The organism is Bacillus sp. SIMBA_074, from assembly GCF_046534555.1.
GTDB classification, from domain to species: domain Bacteria; phylum Bacillota; class Bacilli; order Bacillales; family Bacillaceae_G; genus Bacillus_A; species Bacillus_A mycoides.
Map to the genome: position 1 here is coordinate 1 of NZ_JAWRYM010000613.1, position 267 is coordinate 267.

Sequence of the window (267 nt, forward strand, 5' to 3'; positions counted from 1 at the left end):
CCGGGGTCGAGAACGTGGTCATGTTCGCGCGCCTCGCCGGCATGTCCCGCATCGAATCGGCGCGGCGCGCGACCGAACTCATCGCTCGCTTCGACCTGGCGGACGCCGCCACGCGAGCCGTGCGCACCTTCTCGGGAGGCATGAGGCGGCGGCTCGATCTTGCACTGAGCTTCGTCGTCACCCCCGAGGTCCTCTTCCTCGACGAGCCCACCACCGGACTCGACACCCGCAGCAGACGCGATCTCTGGGAACTCATCCGCACGGTGG

General features: G+C 68.9%; 1 protein-coding gene. It reads left to right on the forward strand.

Annotation, left to right across the window (positions count from 1 at the left end):
• Positions 1 to 20 precede the first annotated feature (20 nt).
• On the forward strand, positions 21 to 267 hold a 247-nt coding region (locus SB773_RS32205; RefSeq protein WP_410594430.1), incomplete at its 3' end, for an ATP-binding cassette domain-containing protein.